At 40.6% G+C, this 20,463-nt stretch carries 13 protein-coding genes; 6 read left to right on the forward strand and 7 right to left on the reverse strand.

From position 1 onward, the window contains the following. Positions 1-591 precede the first annotated feature (591 nt). The 4 genes from Q0058_RS04550 (at position 592) to Q0058_RS04565 (ending at position 8,548) form a co-directional block, all read left to right on the forward strand. Entirely contained in the window at positions 592-2,118 is a 1,527-nt protein-coding gene (locus tag Q0058_RS04550) for a T9SS type A sorting domain-containing protein (protein WP_298221558.1), read from the forward strand. Between the two features lie 207 nt (positions 2,119-2,325). Beyond that, a complete protein-coding gene (locus Q0058_RS04555) occupies positions 2,326-4,851 on the forward strand; it encodes a leucine-rich repeat domain-containing protein (RefSeq protein WP_298221559.1) in 2,526 nt (841 codons plus the stop codon). Between the two features lie 209 nt (positions 4,852-5,060). Next, entirely contained in the window at positions 5,061-8,162 is a 3,102-nt protein-coding gene (locus tag Q0058_RS04560; RefSeq protein ID WP_298221560.1) for a T9SS type A sorting domain-containing protein, read from the forward strand. Between the two features lie 20 nt (positions 8,163-8,182). Continuing rightward, positions 8,183-8,548, forward strand: coding sequence for a cupin domain-containing protein (locus Q0058_RS04565; RefSeq protein ID WP_298221561.1), 366 nt, complete (start codon positions 8,183-8,185; stop codon positions 8,546-8,548). Here Q0058_RS04565 and Q0058_RS04570 read toward each other — a convergent pair. From Q0058_RS04570 to Q0058_RS04585, 4 genes are all read right to left on the reverse strand, one after another. Beyond that, positions 8,545-9,081 carry a hypothetical protein gene (locus tag Q0058_RS04570; protein WP_298221562.1) on the reverse strand — a complete coding sequence of 179 codons (537 nt, stop codon included), beginning with the start codon at positions 9,079-9,081 and terminating at the stop codon, positions 8,545-8,547. The two genes, Q0058_RS04565 and Q0058_RS04570, sit on opposite strands and share 4 nt — an antisense overlap. A gap of 8 nt (positions 9,082-9,089) precedes the next feature. After that, on the reverse strand, positions 9,090-10,430 hold the full coding sequence (locus Q0058_RS04575; RefSeq protein WP_298221563.1) for an NAD(P)/FAD-dependent oxidoreductase: 1,341 nt from the start codon (positions 10,428-10,430) through the stop codon (positions 9,090-9,092). A 201-nt stretch (positions 10,431-10,631) separates the two neighbouring features. After that, positions 10,632-11,945 (reverse strand): ammonium transporter, encoded by a 1,314-nt coding sequence (locus tag Q0058_RS04580; RefSeq protein WP_298221564.1) that lies wholly within the window; start codon positions 11,943-11,945, stop codon positions 10,632-10,634. A 221-nt stretch (positions 11,946-12,166) separates the two neighbouring features. Beyond that, a complete protein-coding gene (locus Q0058_RS04585; protein ID WP_298221565.1) occupies positions 12,167-13,255 on the reverse strand; it encodes an agmatinase family protein in 1,089 nt (362 codons plus the stop codon). 211 nt (positions 13,256-13,466) lie between these two features. Between Q0058_RS04585 and Q0058_RS04590 the strand changes: the two genes are divergently transcribed. Further along, positions 13,467-15,281: a hypothetical protein gene (locus Q0058_RS04590; protein WP_298221566.1), complete on the forward strand. Its 1,815-nt coding sequence runs from the start codon at positions 13,467-13,469 to the stop codon at positions 15,279-15,281. On the opposite strand, the gene kynU is transcribed toward Q0058_RS04590, so the two are convergent. After that, positions 15,278-16,564: a kynureninase gene (gene kynU, locus Q0058_RS04595; RefSeq protein WP_298221567.1), complete on the reverse strand. Its 1,287-nt coding sequence runs from the start codon at positions 16,562-16,564 to the stop codon at positions 15,278-15,280. The genes Q0058_RS04590 and kynU overlap by 4 nt on opposite strands. A gap of 244 nt (positions 16,565-16,808) precedes the next feature. Between kynU and Q0058_RS04600 the strand changes: the two genes are divergently transcribed. Then, a complete protein-coding gene (locus tag Q0058_RS04600; RefSeq protein WP_298221568.1) occupies positions 16,809-17,540 on the forward strand; it encodes an SIMPL domain-containing protein in 732 nt (243 codons plus the stop codon). A 437-nt stretch (positions 17,541-17,977) separates the two neighbouring features. Here Q0058_RS04600 and queA read toward each other — a convergent pair whose 3' ends face one another. Together queA and Q0058_RS04610 are read right to left on the reverse strand one after the other, a co-directional pair. Beyond that, on the reverse strand, positions 17,978-19,027 hold the full coding sequence (gene queA / locus Q0058_RS04605; RefSeq protein WP_298221569.1) for a tRNA preQ1(34) S-adenosylmethionine ribosyltransferase-isomerase QueA: 1,050 nt from the start codon (positions 19,025-19,027) through the stop codon (positions 17,978-17,980). A gap of 96 nt (positions 19,028-19,123) precedes the next feature. Then, a complete protein-coding gene (locus Q0058_RS04610) occupies positions 19,124-20,416 on the reverse strand; it encodes a 3-phosphoshikimate 1-carboxyvinyltransferase (protein ID WP_298221570.1) in 1,293 nt (430 codons plus the stop codon). Positions 20,417-20,463: the final 47 nt, after the last annotated feature.

A 20,463-nucleotide genomic window follows, 5' to 3' on the forward strand; every position in this document is an offset into this window, starting at 1 on the left:
ATTCCTGATCCTGTTTTTAAAAATTACTTGTTAAATCGTACCCCGACTATTGATCTCAATAATGATGGAGAAATTCAGGTTAGTGAAGCGTTACTGGTGCAAAGCATATCTTATACTGGTCATAATCCAAATCCGGAAATATATGACTTAACAGGTATTGAGGCGTTTGTTAATCTTACCCATTTACATTGTACTGATAATCAAATATCGAATTTAAACCTTGCAAGTTTAACAAATCTTCAATATTTAAATTTTGAAATGAACCGTTTAACTTCAATTGATTTAACAGGATTAAATAATTTAACTCAATTAAATTGTACTCAAAATAGATTAACGACCTTGAATGTGAATCATTTAACAAATTTGACTGAGTTGGATTGTGGAAGAAATCAGTTGACATCATTAGATGTTTCTAATTTGGTAAACTTAACGCGGCTTGCATGCAATCAAAACGATATAACAACTATAGATTTAACCCATTTATCAAATTTACAAACTTTCATTTGTTACGCCAATGAATTTGAATCTTTAGATATTTCAAATACTTCAATTTCTATTTTGAGTTGTTATAATATTTCTAATTTAAGATATTTGAACGTAAAAAATGGCGTAACAACTGACTTCATAAATCATTTTGACGGTTGTAACAATTTAAATTATATATGTGTAGATGATGATGAATTTCAAAGTATCCAGAATATTATTCAAAATGATAATTTAAGCAATGTTCAAGTAAATACTTATTGCTCTTTTGTTCCCGGCGGAAATTACAACACTATTACAGGAACATTAACTTTAGACAATGACAACAACGGTTGTGATGTAAACGATTATCATTTTCCCAACAGTAAAATAAAAATAGGTGATGTTTCTGCTCTATTTGGCGCAACCTTTACTTCTTCCACAGGAAACTACAATTTCTATACACAAACTGGAGATTTTCAAATTACTCCCGAGTTTGAAAACCCATATTTTACGGTATCGCCACCGTCCGCAACAATAACTTTTGCAGATGCTAATAATAACGTCCAAACTCAGAACTTTTGTATCAGTCCAATTGGCGTCCATAATGATATAGAAGTTTCTATTTTACCGATACGGCAGGCTAGACCAGGATTTGATGCACACTATCAGTTAGTCTATAAAAACAAAGGCAATCAAACCCTTTCTGGCAATGTGAATGTTGCTTTTGATGATACGGTATTAGATTTCGTTTCTTCAAATCCTACGCTAACCAATCAAACACCAAATAATTTGAATTGGAACTATAGCAACTTATTACCTTTTGAAAGTAGAACGATAAATTTTACTTTAAATGTAAACTCGCCGATAGAAACGCCTGCCGTTAATATTGGAGACATTCTAAATTTTGCAGCTTCCATTGACCCCATTGTTGGCGATGAAACCGTGGCAGACAATACGTTTCCTCTATTACAAACCGTAGTAGGCTCCTTCGATCCCAACGACAAAACCTGTCTCGAAGGCAATGCGATTACGCCTGAAATGGTCGGTGGTTATTTGCATTATCTGATCCGTTTTCAGAATTCGGGAACCGCTGCTGCTGAAAATATTGTCGTGAAAGATGTTATCGATGCGACCAAATTTGACATTAGTTCATTGCAGCTCACCAGTAGCTCACATCCGCAAGTGACGAAAATCACAGGCAACAAAGTGGAGTTTCAATTTGGGAACATCAATCTTCCCGCAGAAATCAATGACGAACCCGGAAGTCACGGCTACGTTGCGTTTAAAATCAAAACCAAAGGCAATCTCGTGATTGGCAATTCGGTGGCGAACAAAGCTGATATTTATTTCGATTATAATTTCCCGATTGAGACCAACACGGCGACTTCGACGGTGGCACTTTTAGGGTTGAATACTTTTGAAAACACTTCCGTGAATGTAACTCCGAATCCGACAAAGAATATCGTTCACATTACTTCGAAAGGCAATATTACTTCAGTGCAATTGTTCGACGTGCAAGGACGCATTTTAGAAACCTTGACTGCCAACGCAGAACAGCTTGATTTCGATTTGAGCCAAAAAACTACCGGCGTTTACTTTGTGAAAATCATTACTGAAAAAGGAACCAAAACGGAGAAAATCATTAAAGAATAACTTCCTTATTTTTATTAAAATAAAGCCGCTGATTTTTGCCTTAACAGCACATACGAAGATGAAAGTCAGCGGTTTGATTATTGAACAAACCACTTCATTTGAAAAAAAGACGTTATTCATCGGTGATTTTATAACCCTTATCGAATTTTGCAGCCAATGTGCTGTGCCAATATAGCATAACTGTATCTTTGGCAAAACATTGCCAATATGAAGCATTTCTACCTGTGTCTATTTGCTGCTTTTTTCTCTTTCCTGGGCAATGCGCAAATTGTAGATATTCCGGACCCGGCATTCAAAAGTAAATTATTAAATTACGGCGACAGCATCGACGTTAATGCCGATGGTGAAATTCAGGCAGACGAAGCTGCCGCAGTAACAAGCCTTAGTTTCTACAGCTGTACTTTTGATAATATTACAGGAATCCAAGCTTTTGTGAATCTTGAATCTTTAAGTTTTGGCTCCTATACCACGATTGCAACGCCGATTGATTTGTCGGGAATGACATCCTTAAAATCATTACATTTCACCAAATGCGGGTTTTCTTCTGCCAACCTTGCGGGTTTGACAAGTTTGGAAAGCCTAAGCGTTGGATATGGAGGACACATCAGTTTTTTGAATGTCAGCGGTTTGGCTAGCCTGAAAACAGTATCGCTCTACGCTACGCACATCAGCGAATTAGACTTGACCAACTGCATCAGCTTAAAAACGTTTTCGGCGCAGGACACTGACTTAAGCACGCTCATTCTGGACGGATTGGTCAATCTTGAATATTTTAAATGTGCCAGCAACAACGGCAATCTGACCTATCTAAACTTAAATGATTTAACCAGTTTAAAGTATTTTGAAGCCAGCAACACGAATCTAACCTCGATCAATTTTGACTATAACATCCTCTTAGAGGAAATACGTTTCAACGGAAATGATTTCATGACCAACCTAAATCTTTCGGCTTTAAGCAACCTGACCAAGTTGAGTTGTTATGAAAACCATTTGTCTTCCTTAGATATTTCTCAAAACACCAACTTAAAAAGTCTCAACTGCAGCGGCAATCAGCTGACTTCGATCGATTTTTCCAATTTACACAAATTAACCCAAGTAGACGTAAGCCACAATCTGTTCACTTCCCTTGATTTTAGTGGCTTAACAGAATGCCCGGATTCTGATCTTGATTATTATATCGACCACAATCCGAACCTCATCAGCATCAACATCAAGAACGGCAAAAAGGATTTAATCTGGACATCAGACGATTTAGACTGCCCGAATTTAGTATACCTGTGCCTTGATGAAACGGACAGGGAAGATCAGGAACATCTTTTAGAGGACGAAGGAATCAACACTATTGAAATCAATACTTATTGTTCTTTTGTTCCCGGAGGAAATTACAATACCATTACAGGAACCGTATCTTTTGATTTCGACAACAATGGCTGCGATGACAATGATTATAAATTTTTAGATGGCAGGCTCCGCATTAGCAGTAGTTACCAAAACGGAGTTACGTATACCAACAATGCTGGAATTTACAATTTCTACACCCAAGGCGGAGATTTTGTAGTGAAACCTGAATTTGAAAGACCTTATTTTACAGTATCTCCAGCAGCAACCAGCATCAATTTTTCTGATAACAATAACAACACATACACTCAAAACTTTTGTATCACGCCGAATGGCATACATAAAGATGTTGAAATTACGATCATTCCTATTCAAATAGCGAGACCAGGTTTTGACGCCCGTTATCGTTTGGTTTATAAAAATAAGGGCAACCAGGTACTTTCAGGCAACATCCATTTTACTTTTGACGATGCCGTTTTGGATTTGGTTACTGCCACTCCCGGCAATACTTCACAATCCGTAAATCAATTGGATTGGGCTTATAGCAATTTATTACCGTTTGAAAACCGGATGATCGATCTGATACTGAATGTGAATTCGCCTCAGGAAATCCCAGCAGTGAGTAATGGAGATGTGCTAGCTTTTACAGCTTCCATCGATCCGATTTCAGAGGATGAAACTACTACCGACAATACTTTTGCTTTGTCGCAAACCGTTGTAGGTTCTTATGATCCGAATGACAAAACCTGCCTTGAAGGCGCTTCGGTTACCACAGCAATGGTTGGCAATTATTTGCATTATCTGATTCGTTTTCAAAATTCAGGGACGTTTGCAGCAGAGCATATTGTCGTAAAAGACCTCATCGACACAACCAAATTCGATATGACTTCCTTACAACTTACGAGTGCTTCACATCCGCAAGTAACAAAGATTACCAACAACAAAGTGGAATTCCAGTTTGCGAATATCAATCTTCCTACAGAAACTGAAGACGAACCGGCAAGTCATGGTTACGTAGCGTTTAAAATCAGAACCAAAGGCAATCTCGAAATCGGCGATACGATTGAAAATAAGGCGGATATTTATTTTGATTATAATTTCCCAATCGAAACCAATACGGCAACATCAACCATTACCGCGCTTTTAGCGGCGCATCACTTTGTGAATGCATCGGTAACTGTGGCGCCGAATCCGACGAAAAACATGGTGCATATTACTGCGAAAGACAACATTACTTCTTTGCAATTATATGACGTACAAGGACGAATCATCCAAACCATGACCGCCAATTCACTGGCAATTGACTTCGATTTAAGTCAGAAAACAAATGGGATTTACTTTCTGAAAGTTTACACTGAGAAAGGCGTGAAAGTGGAGAAAATTATTAAAGATTAATGGCTAAGTTTTCATTCTGAAACCGAATGTTAGCATTAAAAGTATGCGATGAACTTAATTTTTCAAATACTTTTTCAACTTCAAAATTCCTTGCTCAATCTCTGTAACACCATCCTTTTCATCGATGTTTTATTAAGCCTTAACGAGTTTTTTAACTAATGCGTTGTTGTTACTGATATTAAAAATATATTTAGAAAAATATCTCTATTATGAAAAAAATTTACACCATTGTGTTCGTTGTTTTTTGTGCATTGACTTCTCACGCGCAAATTGTGAATATTCCTTCCATAGCTTTTAAAAGTATACTGACCGACCAAATCTGTGCCGATACGAATGATGATGGAATTTTAGACAATGATGTAGACACCAATAATGACGGCCAAATTCAGGTTGCGGAAGCTTTGGCTGTCACAAACCTCAATACTTTAAACAAGCCTTTCGAGAACATCACTGGCATCAACGCTTTTGCAAACTTGAAGTCTTTGGTTTGTAACGGTGCAAACATACTATTCTTAAACATCTCGGGATTGACCAATCTTAAGAGCCTTGACTGTTCTTCCAATGCTATATACTCGATCACTTTGACCGGATTGAGCCAATTGGAAACATTAAACTGTTCTAATAATGAACTGATGACGTTGCTGAATTTTTCTGGATTGAATAACCTTAAAAACCTAAACTGTTCGAAAGGTCGGGTCGTGAATTTAGACCTTACGCCTTATACTGCTCTGGAAACATTAAACTGCTCTTCCAACCTGCTTACGACATTACCAGTTCCTACTTCTAATAATATACAGCATTTAGACTGTTCCTCAAATCCGCTCTCAACATTCGATTTTTCTGTTTTACCAAATCTTAAAACATTGAAATGTAGCCAGACATCCCTAACCACGATTGATGTTTCGGCATTGAACAATCTCGAGAGTTTAAACTGCTCAATGAATAGCCTGTCAGCACTTAGTATTACTAATTTGCCGAACTTGAACAATCTCGAGTGTAACTCAAATAACATCACAACCCTAGACCTAAGCCAATCGGCAAACCTCAAAAACTTGAATTGCGCTATCAATAATCTAACAGCATTAAATTTGACCAATGCAATAGGTTTAGAGAGCTTGACTTGTTATTCCAACAGTATCATGAGTCTGGACACTTCAACTTTACTTGACCTTAAGAGCTTAAACTGCAGTAAAAACCTTTTGACAACACTAAATGTCAACAGTGCCGTCCAACTCGAAACTGTCGATTGTAATCAGAACAGCTTGACGGTTTTAGAGGCATCCAATTTGGTTAATCTTAAAGATTTGAATTGTGAAAGGAATCTTTTAACGGCTTTGTCTGTTGCCAATACAGCGCAGTTAAAGAACCTAAATTGTAAAACAAACAATCTTCCCGTGTTGAATCTTTCAGGCTTAACAGGTTTGGAAACGCTAGAATGCAGCTTTAATCATTTAACGACACTCGACGGAACCGATTTAATGCAATTGAAATCTTTAATTTGCAGCAACAATGACCTCACCAACATCAATACGATCAATCTGAATAGTCTTGAAATTCTCAAATGCAATTCCAACGAATTAACGGCACTCACCATTACGAATATGACTCAGCTTATAAGGTTGGAATGTGCCAACAACCATATCACTGCGATGGACTTTGGTACTTCTTCGAAATTATGTCGGTTTGAATTGGGTAGTAATTTATTTACCACGCTTGATTTTTCACAGCTACAAGGTAACGGCAAAAGTTTCCGTTACAACATTACAAATAATCCTAACCTGACGCATGTCAATATAAAAAACGGAGGTGCGCTACGCAGATTCTCTTATCAAGATACTACAGGATTCTATGCCACAGATTGTCCAAACTTGTTATTCATTTGCGCGGATGATTTTAATTTAGAGCATGCCAATGCGCCTAACGCACAGACCAATTCTTATTGTTCGTTTAATCCCGGCGGGATCTACAACACCATATCCGGAACATTCACCCTTGATTATGATAATAATGGCTGCGATCTGAATGACAACCCATTTGCGCAGACCAAAATCAACATAGACGAAGCCGAATTGACCGGCGGTACTTTTACAAATGCATTCGGAAAATATAAGTTCTTTACCAACAACGGAAGTTTTACAGTTACGCCAGCCTTTGAAAATCCTTATTTTACCGTTACGCCGGCATCAGCGGTTTTAAATTTTAACACGGTTGACGGTTCAACGCAAACCCAGGATTTCTGTGTGTCTCCAAATGGCATCCACAATGATGTTGAAATTACCTTACTTCCTATGTTAACACCTCGTCCGGGTTTCGATACTAGCTTTGTCTTGGCCTATAAAAACAAAGGAAACCAAATCATGTCGGGCAACATCAATTTTACTTTTGATGATGCCGTTTTAAATTTTGTTTCAACAGGAACTCCATTAAACAGTCAGACCTTAAATACTTTGAATTGGAGTTACAGCAATTTAATGCCATTTGAACACCGGTTGATTCATTTTACTTTAAACCTCAATTCGCCGCAGGAAACGCCTCCGGTGAATATTGGTGATGTTTTAAATTACACAGCTTCAATTACGCCTGTTTTGGGAGACGAAACTGTTGGCGACAATACTTCTACAACTTCTCAAACCGTTGCAGGTTCGTTTGATCCGAATGACAAAACTTGTCTCGAAGGCAATACACTGACCCCTGAAATGGTGGGTAATTATCTGCATTACCTCATCCGTTTTCAAAATAAGGGAACTGCCCGAGCTGAAAATGTCGTCATTACGGATTTAATTGACACCACTAAATTTGATATGAGTTCATTGCAACTCACAAGCAGTTCACATCCACAGGTTACGAAAATTACAGCTAATAAAGTTGAATTCCAGTTTCAGGGTATCAATCTTCCGGCAGAAACAGAAGACGAACCTGAAAGCCATGGCTATATCGCCTTTAAAATCAAAACCCTAGAAAATCTTGTCATTGGCGATTCCGTCGAGAATAAAGCGGATATTTATTTCGATTATAATTTTCCCGTTGAAACCAATACGGCGACTTCTATCGTAGCACTTTTAGGTTTAAATGCTTTCGAAAACAATTCGGTAATGATAACGCCAAATCCAACAAAAGGAAATGTGCACATCAATTCGAAGGACAATATTACTTCGGTACAATTATACGACGTACAAGGGCGAATCATCCAAAGCATAACAGCAAGTACATTGAAGACTGATCTCGATTTGAGTCAAAGAACCAACGGAATTTACTTTGTGAAAGTTTACACTGAGAAAGGCACGAAAGTGGAGAAAATAGTCAAAGATTAAGAATTTCAGCAACTTTAAAAATGAAAAAATACTTCATCCAAAAAACACCTTTCATCGTTCCCACCACCGACGGCAAACGCATCGAAGAGCACCACGGCATGGCGACGACCAACAATCCTGACATTTCGATTGCACATATGATCGCACCGCCGCATTGGGCTGAACCTTTCCAGACGCCCGAATTCGAGGAATATACTTATATCATTTCAGGTAAAAAGCAATTCATCATCGAAGGCGACATCGTCATCCTCGAAACTGGGCAATCGATAAAAATTGAGAAAAACACACGCGTGCAATATTCGAATCCGTTTGACGAGCCTTGTGAATACATTGCGATTTGCAAACCGGCTTTTGACTTTAATAAAGTGCATCGGGAAGATGCCTAATTTTCCGGAAAGTAGGTTTTTAATACTTCAGTCGTAGTATTGATGTCAACGAGCGTATTGTCGTCTAGTTTTAATTTCAAATTGACTTTATAAGTTCCTTCTGGCGTATTCGCTGTATAGCTCGGTGCCCAATTTAATTGATTGATATTTTCGTTAAAGAAAAGCGAATCGCAATTATTCGAAATCCTTAAGCTTCCTTCAGAGAAGAAACCTGTTGGCTCATTAGAGATTTGAAGGTTTTCAAGGTGATCGGCTTTTATACCGGGGTAATTACAATAGGCGGTATCATCATTTTTGACAATAAAAAACCCAAAATCATCCCGAACCGCATCGCCATTGGGCGAAAGGTATAGAGATACATATATTTTGTAATTAGCATCCGAATAAGCTTCCTTGTAGCCCAGTGTTTCAAATTCATCCCCAGGATTATTTATCGTTGTAATTGTTTTTTTATCCAAACAACTACTGCTATCCGATTCATTGCAGGAAACCAACAAAACAAACAATCCAAAAATTAACGTTCTGAACATCATTTACTTATTTATTTTAAAAGTTCCAGAATTTTATGCTCCACGAATTCTGAATTCCAAAGCGTTTCGATGTTTTTGATTTTCATGACTTCTTCCATGATGGCATTTTGCTGATTTCCTAAAGCCAAAGCTTCAGCATAAGGACGCAGGCTGAAAGTCACGCGGCTGTATAAAGGCAACCATTTGTCGGGGTGTTTTTCGGAGAACCATTTCTCAATTTTCTTCTGCAGCAGGAATTTGGCGTCGGCGGTTTTCGAACTCATTTCCATGAAATTTCGATACGATAATTCGGCAATCGCATCGGCGTTGGGTTTGCGAGAAGTTTCATATTCTTTGAAAATGGTTTCCCAGTCGTTGCCATATTTTTGCATCATTTCGTGCAACACGGTAATGTCTTCGAAACCGGCATTCATTCCGTGTCCGTAAAACGGAACAATCGCGTGGCACGCATCGCCAATCAAAGCGACTTTATCTTCGTAAGTCCACGGGAAACACTTCATCGTCACCAAAAAACTCGTCGGGTTCTTGAAGAAATCCTGCACCAGATCGGGAATCACTTCGGCGGTATCAGGGAAATGTTCCGCGAAATAAGCTTCGAGTGTTTCTTTATCTTTTAAGTTTTCGAAAGAATTATCACCTTCATGCGGCATGAACAACGTACACGTAAAACTGCCGTCAGTATTCGCCAAAGCCATCAGCATATAATCGCCTCGAGGCCAGATGTGTAAAGAGTTTTTATCGAGTTTGTGCGTTCCGTCGGTATTGGCCGGAATGTGAAGTTCCTTATAACCGATTTTCAAAAATTCCTGCGAATAATTGAACATACTCTGCCGTTGCATGCGGTGACGAACTCTAGAAAAAGCACCGTCAGAACCAAAAACCAAATCGTATTGCAATTCTCCCCACTCGCCTCTTTCGGTTTCGCCGATGTGTAAAGTCGCGTCGCTTAAAGTGACGTCCCAAATCTTATGTTCAAAGAAAAATTCCACACCAGCTGCTTCGGCAAGATCAATCATTTTGCGGTTCAAAATCCCGCGCGACAACGAAAAAATAGCCTCGCCTTCTTTGCCGTAATACTGATAATTCAGCGGATGGCCTACTAAATGAATGGCGCGTTTGTCTACCGGAATTCCGATTTTGCGGATTTCTTCGTCAAGTCCGATGTCTTCTAAGGCTTTCCAGCCGCGGTTCGACATCACCAAATTGATCGAACGTCCTGAAAATTCTATGTTTCTGATATCAGGGCTGCGGTCAAAAACGTGAACGGTATGTCCCGCTTTTTTGAGGTAAATAGCGAGCAGCGATCCCACCAAACCGGAACCTACAACAGCTATTTTTTTAGATTCTTGCATCAAGAAATAAAGTAAAGGGTAGGCGACAAAATTAAGTAATAATCTGAAGTAAACTTTAAAATAAGCATATTTATTTGTTCGCGGTGTTTGGGCTTTAGAAGTGTTTGGGCGTGCCCACAAGGGTCAGGCTGTTCGCTAAATCTTTTGCGCCGAACGCCGGCACAAAAGGATGCCGCTACCATCCTTCACGCAGTTTATTGCTTATAAGAACTCCCCGTGTTGCGTGATGTCTAAACCAAGTTCCTCTTTTTCTTCCGTGACCCGCAAAGGCGTAATCTTATTGACGATATAAAAAAGGAAATACGAAGCCATAAAAGCAAAGATCGAAACACAGATCAAGGCTACGAGTTGGTGCAAAAACAAAGTAGTTTCGCCAAAGATCAACCCCTGATCAACCACTGCAGGATTCACCGCTTTCGATGCGAACACGCCCGTCAGCAACATACCCGTCATGCCTCCGACACCGTGGCATCCGAACACATCGAGCGCGTCATCTATTTTCCCTTTCGGGAATTTGAGCACTACAAAATTACTGATGGCGGCGCTCACGATTCCAATGAAAATACTATGTGGTATGCTTACATAACCTGCCGCTGGAGTAATCGCGACCAAGCCAACTACTGCTCCGATACAGGCTCCCATTGCGGAAATTTTGTGCCCCATAATCTTATCCAAAAACACCCAAGCCATGGATGCCGCAGCCGCTGCTACCGTTGTCGTTGCCAATGCCTGCACCGCCAAACCATTCGCACCCATAGCTGAACCCGCATTAAATCCGAACCAGCCAAACCACAACAAACCTGTGCCTAACAATACGTATGTAATTCTAGCTGGTGGTGCTTTCTGCACTTTGCGCTTGCCTAAAAAGATAGCACCGGCCAAAGCCGCCCAGCCTGCACTCATGTGTACGACGGTTCCTCCTGCAAAATCGAGCACGCCAAGTTTGAATAACAACCCATCGGGATGCCAGGTGCAATGCGCCAGTGGAGCATAAACAACCAAAATAAAAAGCACCATAAAAAGCAGATACGCCCAGAAACGAATGCGTTCGGCAAAAGCTCCTGTCACCAAAGCAGGCGTGATGATTGCAAACTTAGCCTGAAACAAGGCAAACAGCAAAAACGGAATCGTTGGTGCGAGGCTCCATGAATCGTTAACGCCAACACCCTGAAAAAACAAATACGGAATCGGGTTTCCAATCACACCGCCAATCGAGGGCCCAAACGACAAGCCAAAACCAATCACGACCCACAACAGCGAAACGATCACCATCGCCATAAAGCTTTGCAGCATCGTGCTGATGACGTTCTTTTTGCCAACCATGCCTCCATAGAAAAAACCTAATCCAGGCGTCATCAAAAGCACTAAAGCCGTGGCGACAATCATCCAGGCGGTGTCACCGGTGTCAAACTTAATAGATTCTTTGGAAACCGCTTGGCCCGTGAAAATGAAATTGGAGAAGAAAGTCAAAACAAGTAGCGCGATCAAAATCGCGCTTAAAATTATTTTTCTCATGGCAGATTTGTTTGAATACGAGATAAAATTAAAAATTTTACTTTCTACCCCATAAAAAACATACACACGGGAAAAATTTTTATCTAATTTATAATTTACTCTGTGTTTTTTTAAAGGGTTATTAATTAAAATAACGAAAATTCCAAATATCACAATACGAATGCGGCCATAAAAAAACCCATTCCAATGGAACGGGTTTTAAATCTCCGAAAAGACGAAATCTATTTTTTGAATATAATTTTCTGGCCTACCTCGAGTCCGTTGTTTTTAGCCAACACGCCGCACAAATGATACAACATTCTTGCGCCAACATTGCCGTCCCAATCGGTTTCTCCGGGAGCGACCTCTACGAAATCAAAACCTATGATTTCTTTGCCGCTATCGGCTAATTTATTGAACAGGTAAGTGGCTTGTTCGTAAGAGAATCCGCCCGGAACCGGCGTTCCTGTATTCGGTCCGTACCAGGCATACATCCCATCGACATCAAAACTGATCGCTACTTTTTGAGGTAAGGCCGTTATAATCGCATTGCATTGTTGTTCCCAAGTGACGCCCTGAAAAGTTTCCGCTTTCATATCGGCATCGGTATGCACTTGCACGCGACCGTTCTGATCCATAACCGTTTCTACTTCCTGTTTGCAGAAATCACGGATTCCGATCTGCACGATTTTGGAAATCTGTGGCAACTGCAAAGCGTTATACATGATCGAAGCGTGCGAATAAGTGAAGCCTTCGTAAGCAATCCTCAAATCCATGTGCGCATCGAGGTGCAGGATTCCGAAGTTGTCGTGCTGGGTCGCCAAAGCTTCGTAATACCCTAATGGGGTTGAATGATCGCCTCCGAGTAATGCCACTTTTTTCCCTTTTTTCATCCAATATAAAACGCGCTCACGCACTTCATCTTTGAGATCGCGGCAGACTTTGTTGATTTTATCGAGATCCGATTGCAAAGCGGGATGACTTTCGATGACTTCGCCACTTTCTAAAGCGGCAATAATCGGTTGCGCCAATCCTTTGTATTTATCGCTGTTGTCCGCCCAGTTTTTGGTTTGTTCTGTCAGGTCGAGATACATGCCGAGTTTCCACAATTCGGGAAAATCCTGGTGGTGTAAATCGACTTGAAACGAAGCTTCCAAAATGGCTTCCGGACCGTTCGATGCGCCTGAACCGTAACTTACCGTGACTTCCCAAGGTACGGGAATGATGATAATTTCGCTTTCTTCAGCGGTAAACGGCAACCCGAAAATGCTTTCATCAGCTAAACCCGGTTGCGACGGATCGAAGTTGTTTATTTTTTCCTGTTTGGTCATATTTCAGATTGTAAGATTATTGGATTTTAAGACTGTAAGACAACCAAATTGAATTGATTTCAAAGTTGTGCTGTCACAAAATCCGAAGCGCAAAGATAATCGCATTAGTTTGATTGCAAAAAGAAAAACATCAAATTCAAACATATGACATTTATCAGTTTTTTAGTCGGTTGGTTTGACAACCTTTGCGGTTTATTTAATGGAAACTTGTATGAGCAGCAATCACAAAAATACCCACACTTTTCATATTCCCGTGATGGGATTAGCCTACACGATCGACAGCCCGATTCGCTTGGCGCATTACGGCATCGACTCCGTGATTTCGATTACTGATGACGAACTCATCGAAAAGATGCGTGCGTTTTACAGCACCAAATTTAAAATCCCTTATCAAGAAATTACGACGAAGATTGAGGATTTCAGAGCCAAAAGAATCACACATTATTTGGATATGGTCGATTCGATTGTGAAAGAAAAATTCGAAAACTTCAAAGCAGAACTTATTGAAAGTAAAGCCGCTTTGGAAAATTACATCGCGATATTACCGAACCAATCCGAAATTAAAATGGGTTTACAGCAATTCATCGACGATGGTTTTGCGATGAAAGACAACATCAAACATTTCATTGAAGAACACCTTTCGCCGGGCGCGATTGACGTCAATATCATGACCAAAGTCGACAAAGACAATTTCATCAAAAACGACCAATTGCCGGTAGAATATAACGATGCGCATGCAGCCTTGCGTGGTTTTGCGCACAGCAAGCTGACTTCATCGGTTGTGCTTTCGGCGGGTATGAACCCGAGATTGTATAGTTATATTGAGCAATTTCAGGATTTCTTCCCTGATGAAAATGGAGTACTTAAAAAAAGAATCATCCTCAAAGTCAGCGATTTCAGGTCGGCGTTGATTCAGGGGAATTTCTTAGCCAAAAAAGGGCTTTGGGTTTCGGAATACCGAATTGAATCCGGACTTAATTGCGGTGGTCACGCTTTTGCTACTGACGGACTTTTATTAGGCCCGATCTTGGAAGAATTCAAACAGAAAAAAGAGCAACTCATCACTTCTGCAAAGGAATTGATGGTCAAAGCTTTGCAACAGAAACAACTGCCGGTTCCCGAAAAAACACTCGATTTTAAAATTACTGCGCAAGGCGGCGTCGGAACTGCCGAAGAACATGAATTCCTACTCGAAAATTACAATCTGGATTCCGTGGGTTGGGGCTCGCCTTTCTTGTTGGTTCCTGAAGCCACTTCTGTAGATGCAGAAACCAGAGCTTTGTTGGCAAAATCTAAGGAAGACGATTTTTATCTGAGTCATATTTCGCCGTTGGGCGTTCCGTTTAATACCGTAAAAGGAACCTCTAACGAATTCCTCAAACAAAAACGCATTGATGAAAACAAAGCCGGAAGCTCGTGCCCGAAAAAGCTATTGGCGTTAGGCAAAGAATACGATCCGCAAGGCATGTGTACGGCATCTAAGAAATACCAAGACATCAAACTTGAGGAATTGGATGCTAAAAAAGACGCTCTTTCAACAACCGATTATAATAAAGCACACACCAAAATCACCGAGAAATCTTGTCTTTGCGTGGGCTTGGCGAACGCTTCTTATCTGGAGAACAACATCAAAATTAAAGGCCAAGATCAAGGCATTGTGATTTGTCCGGGCCCGAATCTCGCGTATTTCGACCATGAAGTTTCGCTTTCGGATATGGTGCGTCACATCTATGGCAATGCGAATGTGATTATCAACCAGAACCGTCCGCATGTGTTCATCAACGAATTGAAATTGTACGTTGATTATCTGAAACAGGATCTTGAAAATGTCGCAGATGTTACCGCGGCGCAAATCAAGAAATGGCAATTGTTCAAAACGAATTTACTTGAAGGTGTTGCATATTATCAGGATTTATTCTCGAAAACGCCTTACTTTAAAAACATGCAGGCTTCGATACAAAATCAACTTTTGAATTACAGTGACATTTTGAAAAACGTCAACATTCCGACTTTGGAGTTGGTTTAAGATTTACTTTTTTGAAGAATGCCTTGTTTTAAGATTTGACCAAAATCGAACATATCTTCATAAGAACAATACAACGGAACAGGCGCCAATCGGATCACATTCGGTTCGCGCCAATCTGTGATCACGCCGTTATTCATCAGATAATCGAATAAACTTCTGCCTTCTCCATGAAGGAAAACCGACAACTGCGAGGCTCTTTCATCTTGATTTTGCGGGGTGATGATCTCGAAAGTGCTGTTGACTTCCTTGTCAATTTCATGCAAAATAAATTCAAGGTAAGCCGTGATGTGGTTTCTTTTTTGGATCAAAGCGTCCATGCCGACTTCATCAAACATCTCGACCGAAGCCAAATAAGGCGCTAAAGAAAGTATCGGCAAGTTGCTGATTTGCCAGCCATCGGCACCATGAACGGGTTCAAACTCAGGTTCCATCTTGAAACGGCGTTCTTTGTTATGCCCCCACCAACCGGCGAATCGCGGCAAGTCATTATCGTTGTGGTGCTTTTCGTGGATGAAACAACCAGAAGCATTTCCGGGTCCGGAATTCATATATTTATAACTGCACCAACACGCAAAATCGACGTTCCAGTCGTGCAGTTCGAGTTTGATGTTTCCTGCGGCGTGCGCCAAATCCCAACCGACTTTGGCTCCGGCTTTGTGACCGGCTTCTGTAATGGTTTTGATATCGAATACTTGACCGGTATAATAGTTCACGCCACCAATCAACACTAAAGCAAGTTCGTCACCAACTTCGGCAATTTTAGCCAAAACATCTTCTAGTCGAATGTTGTGTTCGCCGTCGCGACGTTTGATTTCTACGATCGCCTCTTCGGTTTTATAGCCGTGAAAATGTACCTGACTTTGAAACATATACTGGTCTGAAGGAAACGCTTTTTCCTCGCAAATGATTTTGTAACGGGTTTTGGTTGGGCGGTAAAAAGAAACCATCAGCAGATGCAGATTGACTGTCAGGGTATTCATCACGGTCACTTCAGTAGGTTTGGCTCCTACAATTTTACTCAGCGGATTGGCGAAACGTTCGTGATAATCCCACCAGGGTTTCTCGGCATAAAAATGACCTTCGACGGCGAGATTCGCCCAATCGTTCATGACTTCATCGACGTATTTTTTGGTGCGCTTAGGTTGCAACCCAAGAGAATTTCCGGTAAAATAAACCACATTCTTTCCGTTGTGTTGCGGGAAAATGAATTCGTTTTTATACTGGCGAAGTGGATCTTGTTGGTCGAGTTCCTGTGCAAAAGCTTTCGTATTCTGAAAAGTCATGTTTTTTGTTTTTATGGTTCGTAAAAGTAACAAAAAAGCGGTTATGAAAAACCAAGGTTTGAGTTACGGCACGCGGATAACACGGATTTAACGGATTCACACTGATTTTAAGTTGATGGAAATCTGCGAAAATCTGCGGCATCAGTATCATCGGCGTGCCATTATTTCCAGTAAAAAATAAGAAGTGACGTTTGTTATTTCATGTCGAAAAATTCTTTATTTTTAAACCACTAAAACTTCATCTATGAAAACCAGTGCGAATACCATTATCATTGCGCTTGCCGTGGTCATTGCGGCTTATTTATTCTCGAATGCTTTTCAGAACCGCAACCAAAGTGCCGACACCATCAGTGTAACCGGTTTGGGCAAGAAAGATTTCGTTTCCGATTTGATTGTCTGGAGCGGATCGTTTTCTAAAAAAAGTATGATTCTGAAAGACGCTTATGCATCGCTTGACAGCGACCGTGAGAAAATCAAAAGTTATTTGCTTTCAAAAGGCATTAAAGCCAATGAGATTGTTTTTTCGGCGGTGAATTTCAACAAAGATTTTGATTACATCTATAATGAAAATGGTTCGACCAAGCAACAAATTTTTACGGGTTTCAATCTTACACAAACAGTGACCGTACAATCGAAAGATGTCAATATGATTGAGGAAATTTCGAGACAATCGAGCGAACTCATCAATTCCGGTGTCGAGTTTTACTCAAATCCGCCCGAATATTATTATACCAAACTCGCGGAACTTAAAATCAAGATGATTGCTGAAGCGACTAAAGACGCACGCGTTAGAGCCAAAAGCATCGCTGAAAACGCCGGTGCGAGTTTAGGAAATCTGAAGAAATCGGACATGGGCGTCTTCCAAATTACGGGACAAAATTCGTCGGAAGATTTTTCTTATGGCGGTTCTTTCAATACGGTTTCGAAGAATAAAACAGCAAATATTACGGTGAAATTGGTTTATCAGGTGGATTGATAGATTATCAGACTGTAAGATTTTAAGACTGTAAGAAGATTTGTATCAGGACGGAAATCGCGTGAAGGATTACCTCACTAAAGTTTTATTTTTATTGGTATTCGGTGAATGCTGCGCATTTGTAACGGCATCCTTTTGCGCCGGCGTTCGGCATTTGATATTAAGAGGAGGAAGCCCGGTGGGCTTCAGGTATTTTTAAAATGCTCTTCCGGAACAAGGTTTTCTTTTTTTACAGAAAAACCCTAGCCCTGATAGCAGCGGCAGCCCGGAGCAGGGCCGAACGTTAAGAAACAGTCCGGTGGACTGTTTTAGTGAGGAGCCAGATGCAGCGATGGCCGGTGTGCGAGGACTATAGCGGATAGCAGGTTCCCGGCTCCTAAAATAAAAAACAAAAAATCCCATCAATTGACGGGATTTTTTTATTGAAATATTTTGAATTACAGAATCAGCATCGCGTCACCGTAAGAGTAAAAACGGTACCCTTCTTTGATCGCTTCTTCGTAGGCTTTTTTCATCAAATCGTGACCGCAGAACGCAGAAACCATCATCAGCAACGTTGATTTTGGCGTGTGGAAATTCGTAATCATGCAGTTCGGAACGCTGAATTCGTAAGGCGGAAAAATGAATTTGTTCGTCCAGCCTTCGAACGGGTTGAGCGTTTTTGCCGACGAAACAGAGCTTTCGATGGCGCGCATCGAAGTCGTTCCTACAGCGCACACTTTTTTCTTTTTCGTTTTGGCTTCGTTGACAATATCGCAGGCTTCTTGCGTGATGATGAGTTCTTCAGAATCCATTTTGTGTTTGGAAAGATCTTCAACTTCAACCGGGTTAAATGTTCCTAAACCAACGTGAAGCGTGACTTCAGCGAAATTTACGCCTTTGATTTCAAGTCTTTTGAGCAAATGTTTTGAGAAGTGCAAACCTGCCGTCGGGGCGGCCACAGCGCCTTCGTTTTTGGCATAAATGGTTTGGTAACGATCGGCATCTTCAGGCGTTACTTCGCGGTTGATGTATTTTGGAATCGGCGTTTCACCAAGTTCTGTAAGCTTGTTTCTGAATTCATCGTAAGAACCGTCGTAAAGGAAACGCAAGGTTCTTCCGCGTGAAGTCGTATTGTCGATGACTTCCGCTACCAACGAATCATCGTCACCGAAATAGAGTTTGTTTCCAATTCTGATTTTACGCGCCGGATCGACCAAAACATCCCAAAGACGTTGCTCTGAGTTGAGTTCGCGAAGCAAAAACACTTCGATTCTCGCACCGGTTTTTTCTTTATTGCCGTATAAACGCGCCGGAAAAACCTTGGTATTGTTCAAAACCAAAACATCGCCGTCACCGAAATAATCGATCAGGTCTTTAAACATTTTGTGTTCGATGGTTTTTTTCTCCCGGTTGATGACCATTAATCTGGATTCATCTCTGTTTTCGGTTGGGAATTCGGCAAGAAGTTCTTTGGGTAAATTGAATTGAAAATGCGATAATTTCATGTAGCGATTTTATTTAGGTGGCAAATATACGATTGTGGGATAGGCGATGTCAAGTGTTTTGGGGTTTATTTTTCTAAAAGCTTCTGAGGTACTGCGTTAGTCAGGCTTTAAGTTTTCTTCGATTTCAAATCCGATACTTTTGAGATCGTTCCAAAAGTTGGGATACGATTTGGAAACGACTTCGGCATCTTCAATCGTAATCGATGTTCTCAAAGCTAAAGGTGCAAAAGCCATCGCCATTCTGTGATCGTTATAAGTCGCGATTTTGACGTTGGAATTTATAGTTTCAGAAGCTTCCAAGGTTAAGGAATCGTAGGTAATCATGACTTTAGCGCCCAGTTTTTGAAGTTCATTTTGCAAGGCCGTCAAGCGATCGGTTTCTTTAATTTTTAAAGTATGTAAACCTGCAAGATGGCAAGCGAGTCCGAGTCCGAAGCAAGTGACGGCGATGGTTTGCGCGATGTCGGGCGTGTCATTTAATTGATAATTGATAATTGCTTCGCCTATTCGCTGCCGCTCGGGTGATAATTGCTTCGCCTGTTCGCTGCCGCTCGGGTGATAATTAACTTTTCGTAAGGTGATGTTGTTGTTTTCAAAAGTCGTTTCGACGCCGAAGCTTTTGTAGATTTCCGTTAAGGCCGAATCGCCTTGCAAACTATCCGATTTAAAACGCGATAAAGTAATGGCCGTTCCAACTTCAGACAAAGCAACGATTGAATAATAATAAGACGCCGAAGACCAATCAGATTCTATGGTAAAGGTTGCCGGTTGTTGGATGTTGGCTTTCGGAAAAACCGTAATTTGATTTGCTATGAATTCCGTTTTGACACCTGCTTGATGCAACAAATCCAAAGTCATTTTAATATAAGGTACTGAAGTGATTTCTCCTTCTAATGTAAGTTGCAAACCGTTTTCGAGTTTTGGCGCAATCAACAACAACGCAGAAATGTATTGGCTGCTGACATTGGCGGCTAAAGTCACTTGATTTTTCTGAAGTTTTTTTCCTTTGATTTTAAGCGGTGGAAATCCTTCATTTTCTTCGTAACTGATTTCGGCGCCAAGTTCACGCAAAGCATCGACCAAAACCTGAATCGGGCGTTGTTTCATTCTTGAAGAACCTGTAAGCGTCACTTCACGTTCTTCCTGAATCGCTAAATAAGCTGTGAGAAATCGCATTGCTGTCCCGGCGTGATGAATATCAAGCAAAGCTTCTGTTGCCGAAAGCGCTCTAATCATCACGTCAGAATCATCCGAAGTCGAAATGTTTTCAAGCGAAATTTCAGGATATAAAGCCCGCAGCAGCAGCAAGCGATTGGTTTCGGATTTGCTTCCGGAAATTTTTATAGCAGAATTATAAATGGCAGCTATTTGAGGTAAATGAATATCCATAGTTCCAAATTTACAATATCTCCGTCATTCAAAATTTAGCATTCAAA

The sequence above is a fragment of the Flavobacterium sp. genome, from assembly GCF_027484705.1.
Lineage (GTDB): Bacteria > Bacteroidota > Bacteroidia > Flavobacteriales > Flavobacteriaceae > Flavobacterium.